The sequence below is a fragment of the Geodermatophilus saharensis genome (genome assembly GCF_900188205.1).
GTDB classification, from domain to species: Bacteria; Actinomycetota; Actinomycetes; order Mycobacteriales; family Geodermatophilaceae; genus Geodermatophilus; species Geodermatophilus saharensis.
The window spans coordinates 20077-28371 of record NZ_FZOH01000015.1 but is presented as its reverse complement, the minus strand read 5'-3'; the positions used below and the strand labels follow the sequence as shown (position 1 = coordinate 28371).

The window sequence follows — 8295 nt, the reverse complement described above, 5'->3', positions numbered from 1 at the left end:
CAGCGGGTTGATAGGCCGGAAGTGGAAGCACCGCGAGGTGTGGAGCTGACCGGTACTAACAGGCCGAGGGCTTGACCACACCCCTACCTGCGCGCAGTCGAGTTCTGCGTCAGGGGTGACTCACACACATGCGTCCACTGTGCGGTTCTGAACGCACCAACCCGCCCGAGGGGCCAGCGGTTGGTTTGTTCACAGTGTTACGGCGGTCATGGCGAGAGGGAAACGCCCGGTCCCATTCCGAACCCGGAAGCTAAGCCTCTCAGCGCCGATGGTACTGCCCTGGAGACGGGGTGGGAGAGTAGGACACCGCCGGACAACCATTCAGCAGGGCCCCGCACCGGACACCGGTGCGGGGCCCTGCGGCATCTCCAGGACGTTCCCGTCCGCGCGTCCTCACGCGAGCGCTCTCCCGCGACCAGTCACCGGCGACGGGACTCCTTGGTCGTCGCGCCGACGTTGTCGGCGAACCAGGCGTTGAGCGACACCAGGTCGCGCCAGGCGTCACGGACGCGGTCGAGCGCAGCCGGGCCGTGCAGCCACTCCGCGTACTCGAACAGCCGCCCCGCGTGCAGCGAGCGGTGGCGCAACAGGTCGGCACGGTCGTCGTCGACCTCGTAGCCCTTGGGCGCGCGGGTGAGCCGGTCGCCGTCGATCTCCCAGCCGGCCGCCGCCAGGCGGTGCACCTCGTCGCGCAGCCGGGGGCCCTGGACGTCGTCCGCGACCGCCCGGCGGAAGCGCTCCACCTGGTCGGACTCCAGTCGCCACGCGCCACCGGCCACCCTGAGGCCCTCCGCGGAGATCTGGACGTACCAGGCGCCGGCTCCGCGGCCCTCGGGCACCACGACGGCACCCTGGTGGGTCTTGTACGGCGTCTTGTCGTTGCTGAAGCGGACGTCGCGGTAGGGCCGGAAGAGCTTCGCGGCCCCGAACTCGGGCGCCAGCGCGTCGACCAGCGCCTGCATCGGCGCGCGGACGCAGGAGTCGTAGACCCCCTTCGAGCGCGTCCAGTAGGTCTTGGAGTTGTCGGCCTCCAGGCCCTCGTAGAAGACCAGGCCCTCGTCGGGGAAACCGGCGAACGTCATGCGGCGTCCTCCAGGAGCGTGTGCCAGCGGACCTCCCGCAGCGGCGTCCCCGCGGCGTCGAGCGTGCGGACCCAGCCGTCCCGGTCCCAGCCGGCCGACTCGAGGAACCCGGCGGTGACCCGGTCGCCCTCGGGCACCCACGTCTGCAGGCGTGCGGCGCCGGTCGACCGGGTGAGGTCGGCGACGGCGGCGAGCAGCCGGCTGCCGTGCCCGCGCCGTCCCCAGCGCGGCTCCACCAGGAGGACGGCGAGCTCGCTGGTCGGCCCGGCCGGGTGTGGGTCCTCCCCGGGCCCGACCTCCGCGGGACCGTAGGCGGCGAAGCCGACGACGCGGCCGTCGTCGGTCGCCACGAGGACCCCGTGCCCGGGGGTCGGTGGGGAGGCGATCGCCGCCGTCCACGCCTGGGTGGCCGAGGCGACGTCCCAGCCGTCGAGGACCGCGGGGGGCAGCGCGGCGGCGGTGCGCCAGGCGTTCTCCTGCACCCGCGCCACCTCGGCCGCCTCGGCCGGGACCGCGGGGCGCACCGACACGTCCGCGGTGCCGGTCAGGCGCGGGAACGGGGTCCGGGGGTCCACGCGGGGAGCCTAGGTCCGACCGGGGAGGAGAACGTCACAGGACGGGGGCAGGATCGCGGGCGTGCCCGCCCCGACCGCCGAACGGCTGCCCGCCGCGCTCGCCCGGCGCATCGCGCTGGCCGCACAGGGGTTCGCCGACCCGCGCCCGGACGGCGTCGTCGACAGCCGCCGGCTGCGGCGGATGACCGACCGGCTGGCCGTCGTCCAGATCGACTCGGTCAACGTGCTCTCCCGCTCGCACTACCTGCCGGCGTTCAGTCGGCTGGGCGCCTACCGGCGGCCGGTCCTCGACGACTTCGTGGCCCGCCGCTCCGAGGTGTTCGAGTACTGGGCCCACGAGGCGTCCTACCTCCCCGTGCGGCTGCACCCGCACCTGCGGTGGCGGATGGCCGCGGCCGAGGAGCACGCCTGGGGCTCCATGGTCCGCATCCAGCGGGAGCGGCCCGGCTACGTCAGCGAGGTGCTCGACCGGGTCCGCGAGCAGGGGCCCACGAAGGCCAGCGACCTGGCCGAGCCCCGGCCCGACCGGCCCGGGAGCATGTGGAACTGGCACGCCGGCAAGGTGGCCCTGGAGTGGCTCTTCTACACCGGCGCGCTCACCGCCCGCGCGCGGACGACGTCGTTCGAGCGGGTCTACGACCTCACCGAGCGCGTCCTGCCCGCCGCCGTCCTGCAGACCCCCACCCCGGAGCCGGCCGATGCCGTCCGGGAGCTGGTGCGCACCGCCGCCCGCGCCCTCGGCGTGGCCACCGAGCGCGACCTGCGCGACTACTTCCGTCTCCGCCCGGCTCCGGCCCGGCAGGCGATCGCCGAGCTGGCGGAGGCCGGCGAGCTCCTCCCGGTCGAGGTGGCCGGCTGGGGCGCCCCGGCCTGGCTGGACCCGGCGGCCCGGCGGCCGCGGTGGATCCGCGCGCAGGCGCTGCTCTCGCCGTTCGACTCGCTGGTCTGGGAGCGGCCGCGGGTGGAGCGCATCTTCGGCTTCCGCTACCGCCTGGAGATCTACACCCCGGCCGCGCAGCGGGTGCACGGCTACTACGTCCTGCCGTTCCTGCTCGGCGACCGGCTGGTGGCCCGCGCCGACCTCAAGGCCGACCGGCAGGCCGGGGTGCTGCGCGTGCAGGCCGCCCACGCCGAGGCCGGGGTCGACCGCGCCGAGGTGGCCGCTGCGCTGGCCGCCGAGCTGCGGCTGATGGCCGACTGGTCCGAGCTCGACGACGTCGCCGTCGCCGGGCGCGGGGACCTGGCGGCCGACCTCACCTGCGCGCTGCCCGGCCCGCGCCCGGTCGTCGCCTAGGCTGGCCCGTCGTGGGGAGCAGCAGCGGACCGGTCGACACCCAGTACGAGGACCTCCTGCGGCGGATCCTCGAGACCGGTACACCGAAGTCCGACCGCACCGGCACCGGCACCGTGAGCACCTTCGGGGAGCGCCTGCGCTACGACCTCGCCGAGTCCTTCCCGCTGGTCACGACGAAGAAGGTGCACTTCCGCTCGGTCGCCGTCGAGCTGCTGTGGTTCCTGCGCGGCGACGGCAACGTGCGCTGGTTGCAGGAGCAGGGCGTCACCATCTGGGACGAGTGGGCCGACGACGACGGCGACCTCGGGCCGGTCTACGGCGTCCAGTGGCGGTCCTGGCCCACGCCCGACGGCGGCGCGGTCGACCAGATCCAGGGCGTCCTCGACACGCTGCGCACCGACCCCGACTCCCGGCGCATGGTGGTCTCGGCGTGGAACGTCGCCGCGCTGCCCCGGATGGCGCTGGCGCCCTGCCACGCGCTGTTCCAGTTCGCCGTGCACGACGGCCGGCTGTCCTGCCAGCTCTACCAGCGCAGCGCCGACATGTTCCTGGGCGTGCCGTTCAACATCGCCAGCTACGCGCTGCTGACCCGCATGGTCGCCGCGCAGGTCGGCCTCGAGCCCGGCGAGTTCATCTGGGTCGGCGGCGACTGCCACGTCTACAGCAACCACGTCGAGCAGGTGCGCGAGCAGCTCTCCCGCGAGGCACGGCCGTTCCCGACGCTGGAGATCGCGCCGGCGCCGTCGCTGTTCGACCACGCCTTCACGGACTTCACCCTGCACGGCTACGACCCGCACCCGGCCATCCGCGCCGCCGTCGCGGTCTGACCCGTGTGACCGTCTCGCTGGTCTGGGCGCAGGCCCGCGACCGGGTCATCGGCGCCGGGGGCAGGCTGCCCTGGCACCTGCCCGAGGACCTGCGGCTGTTCAAGGAGCTGACCTCCGGCGGCACCGTGGTCATGGGACGGCGGACCTGGGAGTCGCTGCCCGCGCGCAACCGCCCGCTGCCGGGGCGGCGCAACGTCGTCCTCACCCGCGACCCCGCCTGGGCCGCCGACGGCGCCGAGCGCGCCGGCTCGGTCGCCGACGTGCTCGCCACCGCCCCCGGCTGCTGGGTCATCGGCGGTGCGGCCATCTACACCGCGTTCCTCCCGCACGCCGGCCGGCTGGTCGTCACCGACGTCGACCTCGCCGTCGACGGCGACACCCGCGCCCCCGCCCTCGACGGCCGGTGGCAGCCGGTCACCCGGTCCCCCGGCGAGGGCTGGGCCACCTCGGCGACCGGGCTGCGCTACGCCGTCACCGAGTACCGGCGCACCCCCCCTGCCGGGCCGGGGACGGCCGCGACGGTCGGTAGATCCGGAGACCGGCCGGGACGGTCGGTAGATTCGCCTGCATGACCTCCGACCCCGCCCGGCCGTTCGGGCGCGTCCTCACGGCGATGGTCACCCCGTTCACCGAGGACGGCTCGATCGACACCGCCGGGGCGCAGGAGCTCGCCGCGCACCTGGTCGACCGGGAGGCCCACGACGGCCTGGTCGTGCTGGGGACGACGGGGGAGTCGCCGACCGTCCGCGACGGCGAGTCGCGCGCGGTCCTCAAGGCGGTCGTCGACGCCGTCGGCGACCGCGCCGTGGTCATCGCCGGGGTGGGCACCAACGACACCGCGCACAGCATCGACCGGGCCCGCGACGCCGAGCGCATCGGCGCGCACGGGCTGCTCGTGGTCACCCCGTACTACAACAAGCCGCCGCAGGCGGGTCTGCTGCGGCACTTCACCGCCGTCGCCGACTCCACCGACCTGCCGGTGATGCTCTACGACATCCCGCCGCGCTCGGTGGTGCCGATCGAGGTCGAGACCCTGGTGCGGGCCGCCGAGCACCCGCGGATCGTGGCGGTCAAGGACGCCAAGGGCGACCTCGGCGCCGTCGCGTGGACGCGGGCGCGCACCGACCTGGCCTACTACTCCGGCGAGGACATGCTCAACCTGCCGCTGCTGGCGCTCGGGGCGGTCGGCGTGGTGAGCGTCGTCGGGCACCTGGCCGGCGCCCGGCTGGCCGAGCTGATCGCCGCCGTCGAGTCCGGCGACCTGGTGAAGGCGCGGGAGGTCAACCAGGGCCTGCTGCCGCTCTACACCGGCATCTTCCGCACCCAGGGCGTCATCATGGTGAAGGCGGCGCTGCGCGAGCTGGGGCTGCCCGCCGGTCCCGTGCGTCCGCCGCTGGTCGACGCCACCCCCGAGCAGATCGCGCAGCTGCGCGTCGACCTCGCCGACGGCGGGGTCCACCTCCGAGAGGCCCACGTGAAGTGACCGTCAGCTCCGCCGGACAGGCCGGCCAGCCCCACCTCGACCTCAAGACGCCGCCGCCGCTGCCGGCCGGGGGGCTGCGCGTCATCGCCCTCGGCGGGCTGGGCGAGATCGGCCGCAACATGGCCGTCCTCGAGTTCGACGGCAAGCTGCTGGTCATCGACTGCGGCGTGCTCTTCCCCGAGGCCGAGCAGCCCGGCGTCGACCTGATCCTCCCCGACTTCGGGGTCATCGAGCACCGGCTGGGCGACATCGAGGCCGTCGTCCTCACCCACGGGCACGAGGACCACATCGGCGCCATCCCCTACCTGCTGCGGCTGCGCGGCGACATCCCGCTGGTCGGCTCCCGGTTCACCCTCGCCCTGGTGGCGGCCAAGCTGCGCGAGCACCGGCTGGTCCCCACGCTGGTCGAGGTCGCGGCCGGCGACGACCACGTGGCCGGGCCGTTCCACTGCGAGTTCATCTCGGTCAACCACTCGATCCCCGACGCGCTGGCCGTCGCCGTGCACACGCCCGCCGGCGTCCTGGTGCACACCGGCGACTTCAAGATGGACCAACTCCCGCTCGACGGCGTCCTCACCGACCTCGGCGCCTTCGCCCGGCTCGGCCTCGAGGGCATCGACCTGCTGCTCGCCGACTCCACCAACGCCGAGATCCCCGGCTTCGTCACCCCCGAGCGCTCGATCGGCCCGGTGCTCGAGGACGTCTTCCGCCGCGCCACCCAGCGGCTGATCGTCTCCAGCTTCGCCAGCCACGTGCACCGCATCCAGCAGGTGCTCGACGCCGCCGAGATGCACGGCCGCAAGGTCGCCTTCGTCGGCCGGTCGATGGTCCGCAACATGGGCGTCGCGCGCGACCTCGGCCTGCTGCGCGTGCCGCCCGGCCTGATGGTCGCCCTGGACGAGGCCACGAGCATGCCGCCCGAGCAGGTCGTGCTGGTCAGCACCGGGTCGCAGGGCGAGCCGCTGTCGGCGCTGGGCCGCATGGCCCGTGGCGAGCACCACCAGGTCACCATCGAGGCCGGCGACACCATCGTGCTGGCCTCCTCGCTGGTCCCCGGCAACGAGACCGCCGTCTACAAGGTCATCAACGGGCTCGCCCGGCTCGGCGCCACGGTCGTGCACAAGGAGACCGCCCGCGTGCACGTCTCCGGGCACGCCCCCGCCGGGGAGCTGCGCACGCTGCTCAACGTGGCCAAGCCCCGCTACGTGATGCCGGTGCACGGGGAGTGGCGGCACCTGCGGGCGCACGCGGCGCTCGCCGAGGAGACCGGCATGGCCGCCGACCGGGTCATCCTCGCCGAGGACGGCGTCGTGGTGGACCTCGTCGACGGCAAGGCCGCGATCACCGGGTCGGTGCCGGTGGGCAACGTCTACGTCGACGGCCTCAACGTCGGCGACGTCGGCGAGGAGGCGCTGCAGGAGCGGCGGATCCTCGGCGACGAGGGGTTCGTCGCGCTCACCGTCGTCGTCGAGCCCTCCACCGGCACCATCGTGCGGCCGGTGCACCTGTCCACCCGCGGCTTCTCCGACGACCCCACGGCGTTCGACGAGGTGCTGCGGCTGGTCGAGGAGAACCTCAAGCGGGAGCTCTCCGACGGGCAGTCCGACGCCCACCGGCTGTCGCAGACCATCCGCCGGACCGTGGGCAAGTGGGTGAGCGACACCCACCGCCGCCGGCCGATGATCATCCCGACCGTCCTCGAGGTCTAGGTCCCTGAACACCGCGGGCGCGGCGCCCGTAGTCCCCGGTGTGCCCGGCGCGGGCGCCGGGCACGGGGGCCGGCGCCGCGCCGGGCCTCCCCGACGGCGGGCTCAGAACCGCGAGCGGACCACCACCTCGCCGTCGGCGTCGACCACCTCGAAGCCGACGGCGTCGTCGCGCAGCACCGAGGAGTTGAGGTTGCAGCGCATCTGCTGCGGGCCGACCCCGAGGAACTCCCCGGCGGGCACCTCGCGGCCGGCGTCGTCGGTGACCGCCACCCGGTAGACCTCGCCGGCGGCGAACCCGGTGCCGGTCAGCTTCACCTCCACGCCCCAGGTGTGCGGCACCAGCTGCGCGCTGGCCTCGACGCCGGGGTCCACGGCCTGCACCGCCACCGGCTCCAGCGGCACCGGGTCGGACACCGGGCGCAGCGCCCACCCGACCGCGCCACCCGCAGCGGCCACCCCGGCCACCGCCGCGGCGGCCAGCACCCGGCGCCGCACCACCGCCCGGCGCAGCGGCACCACCCGCCGCTCCTCCTCGGCGATGCGGGCGAGGACGCGGGCGCCGAGGTCCGGCGGGGGAGTGGGGGTGGCGTCGAGGGCGTCGGGGTCGACGGCGGCCAGCCGGGCGGCCAGCGGCGCGATCCCGGCCAGCTCGGCGCGGCACTCCGGGCAGCCGTCGAGGTGGGCCCGCACCCGGTCGCGCTCGGCCGGCCCGAGGTGCCCCAGCGCGTAGGCGCCGAGCAGCTCCCGCAGCTCCCGGTGCGCGTCCCCGTGTGCGCCGCTCACGGCTCGACCCCCATCTCGTCCAGGGCCAGGCGCAGCGCCTTGAGCCCGTAGAACACGCGGCTGCGGACGGTCCCGACCGGGACGCCGAGCTCCGCGGCGACCTCCGCGTACGGCCGCCCGCGCAGGTGCGTCTGCACGATCGCCGTCCGGTGCTCGGCGCTGATCCGCCGCAGTGCCTCCTCCACCACCCAGGCGTCGACCAGCCCGTCGTCGGCGGCCGCCACGGCCGGGCCGTCGACGTCCGCGCCGTCGGTCAGGTGCCGCTGCCACGGCCGGACGGCGAACCGGCGGGCCTCGTCGACCACCACGTTGCGCGCGATGGCGAACAGCCACGTGCGCAGGCTCGCCAGCTGCGGGTCGAAGGAGCCGGAGGCGCGCCAGGCGCGGAGGAAGACCTCCTGGACGACGTCCTGCGCGGCCCCGCCGTCGCCGAGCTGCCGCAGCGCGAAGCGGTACAGCTCCGCGCCGTGCGCGGCGTAGGCCGCCCGCACGTCCAGCCCCGCCGCCGGCACCGGCGTGTGCCGTCCCATCCACGACCTCCC

9 protein-coding genes and 2 rRNA genes are annotated in these 8295 nt (G+C 74.9%); 7 read left to right on the top strand and 4 right to left on the bottom strand.

What is annotated here, in order from left to right; all coding sequences use genetic code 11:
* Together CHC04_RS23270 and rrf are read left to right on the top strand one after the other, a co-directional pair.
* A 23S ribosomal RNA gene (locus CHC04_RS23270) occupies positions 1 to 79 on the top strand; the annotation flags it as partial.
* Between the two features lie 119 nt (positions 80 to 198).
* Positions 199 to 315, top strand: a 5S ribosomal RNA gene (gene rrf / locus CHC04_RS23265).
* 104 nt (positions 316 to 419) lie between these two features.
* Here the strand turns inward: rrf and CHC04_RS23260 are convergent.
* A complete protein-coding gene (locus CHC04_RS23260) occupies positions 420 to 1082 on the bottom strand; it encodes a DUF2461 domain-containing protein (protein ID WP_089406345.1) in 663 nt (220 codons plus the stop codon).
* A complete protein-coding gene (locus tag CHC04_RS23255; protein WP_089406344.1) occupies positions 1079 to 1657 on the bottom strand; it encodes a GNAT family N-acetyltransferase in 579 nt (192 codons plus the stop codon). Before CHC04_RS23255 ends, CHC04_RS23260 begins: the two co-directional genes overlap by 4 nt.
* A 61-nt stretch (positions 1658 to 1718) precedes the next feature.
* Here CHC04_RS23255 and CHC04_RS23250 point away from each other — a divergent pair, with 61 nt between their 5' ends.
* From CHC04_RS23250 to CHC04_RS23230, 5 genes are read left to right on the top strand one after another with little or no spacing between them, the layout of a single operon-like run.
* Positions 1719 to 2951, top strand: coding sequence for a winged helix-turn-helix domain-containing protein (locus tag CHC04_RS23250; protein WP_089406343.1), 1233 nt, complete (start codon positions 1719 to 1721; stop codon positions 2949 to 2951).
* A gap of 11 nt (positions 2952 to 2962) precedes the next feature.
* Positions 2963 to 3778: a thymidylate synthase gene (locus tag CHC04_RS23245; protein ID WP_089406342.1), complete on the top strand. Its 816-nt coding sequence runs from the start codon at positions 2963 to 2965 to the stop codon at positions 3776 to 3778.
* A gap of 5 nt (positions 3779 to 3783) precedes the next feature.
* The gene (locus CHC04_RS23240) at positions 3784 to 4350 is read left to right on the top strand and encodes a dihydrofolate reductase (RefSeq protein WP_089406341.1); all 567 of its coding nucleotides are present in this window, start codon (positions 3784 to 3786) and stop codon (positions 4348 to 4350) included.
* The gene (dapA, locus tag CHC04_RS23235; RefSeq protein ID WP_089406340.1) at positions 4347 to 5261 is read left to right on the top strand and encodes a 4-hydroxy-tetrahydrodipicolinate synthase; all 915 of its coding nucleotides are present in this window, start codon (positions 4347 to 4349) and stop codon (positions 5259 to 5261) included. The genes CHC04_RS23240 and dapA overlap by 4 nt, the downstream gene beginning before the upstream one ends.
* Positions 5258 to 6970: a ribonuclease J gene (locus tag CHC04_RS23230; protein WP_089406339.1), complete on the top strand. Its 1713-nt coding sequence runs from the start codon at positions 5258 to 5260 to the stop codon at positions 6968 to 6970. The genes dapA and CHC04_RS23230 overlap by 4 nt, the downstream gene beginning before the upstream one ends.
* Before the next feature lie 102 nt (positions 6971 to 7072).
* Here the strand turns inward: CHC04_RS23230 and CHC04_RS23225 are convergent, their stop codons facing one another.
* Both CHC04_RS23225 and CHC04_RS23220 read right to left on the bottom strand, forming a co-directional pair.
* The gene (locus CHC04_RS23225; RefSeq protein WP_089406338.1) at positions 7073 to 7753 is read right to left on the bottom strand and encodes an anti-sigma factor family protein; all 681 of its coding nucleotides are present in this window, start codon (positions 7751 to 7753) and stop codon (positions 7073 to 7075) included.
* Positions 7750 to 8283, bottom strand: a complete 534-nt coding sequence (locus tag CHC04_RS23220; protein WP_089406337.1) for a sigma-70 family RNA polymerase sigma factor — start codon at positions 8281 to 8283, stop codon at positions 7750 to 7752. The genes CHC04_RS23225 and CHC04_RS23220 overlap by 4 nt, the downstream gene beginning before the upstream one ends.
* Between the last annotated feature and the right edge of the window lie 12 nt (positions 8284 to 8295).

Bases quoted from the DNA above. Each gene is read 5' to 3' on its own strand.
- CHC04_RS23260 (WP_089406345.1), bottom strand. From the start codon at position 1,082: ATGACGTTCGCCGGTTTCCCCGACGAGGGCCTGGTCTTCTACGAGGGC.
- dapA (WP_089406340.1), top strand. From the start codon at position 4,347: ATGACCTCCGACCCCGCCCGGCCGTTCGGGCGCGTCCTCACGGCGATG.
- CHC04_RS23220 (WP_089406337.1), bottom strand. From the start codon at position 8,283: ATGGGACGGCACACGCCGGTGCCGGCGGCGGGGCTGGACGTGCGGGCG.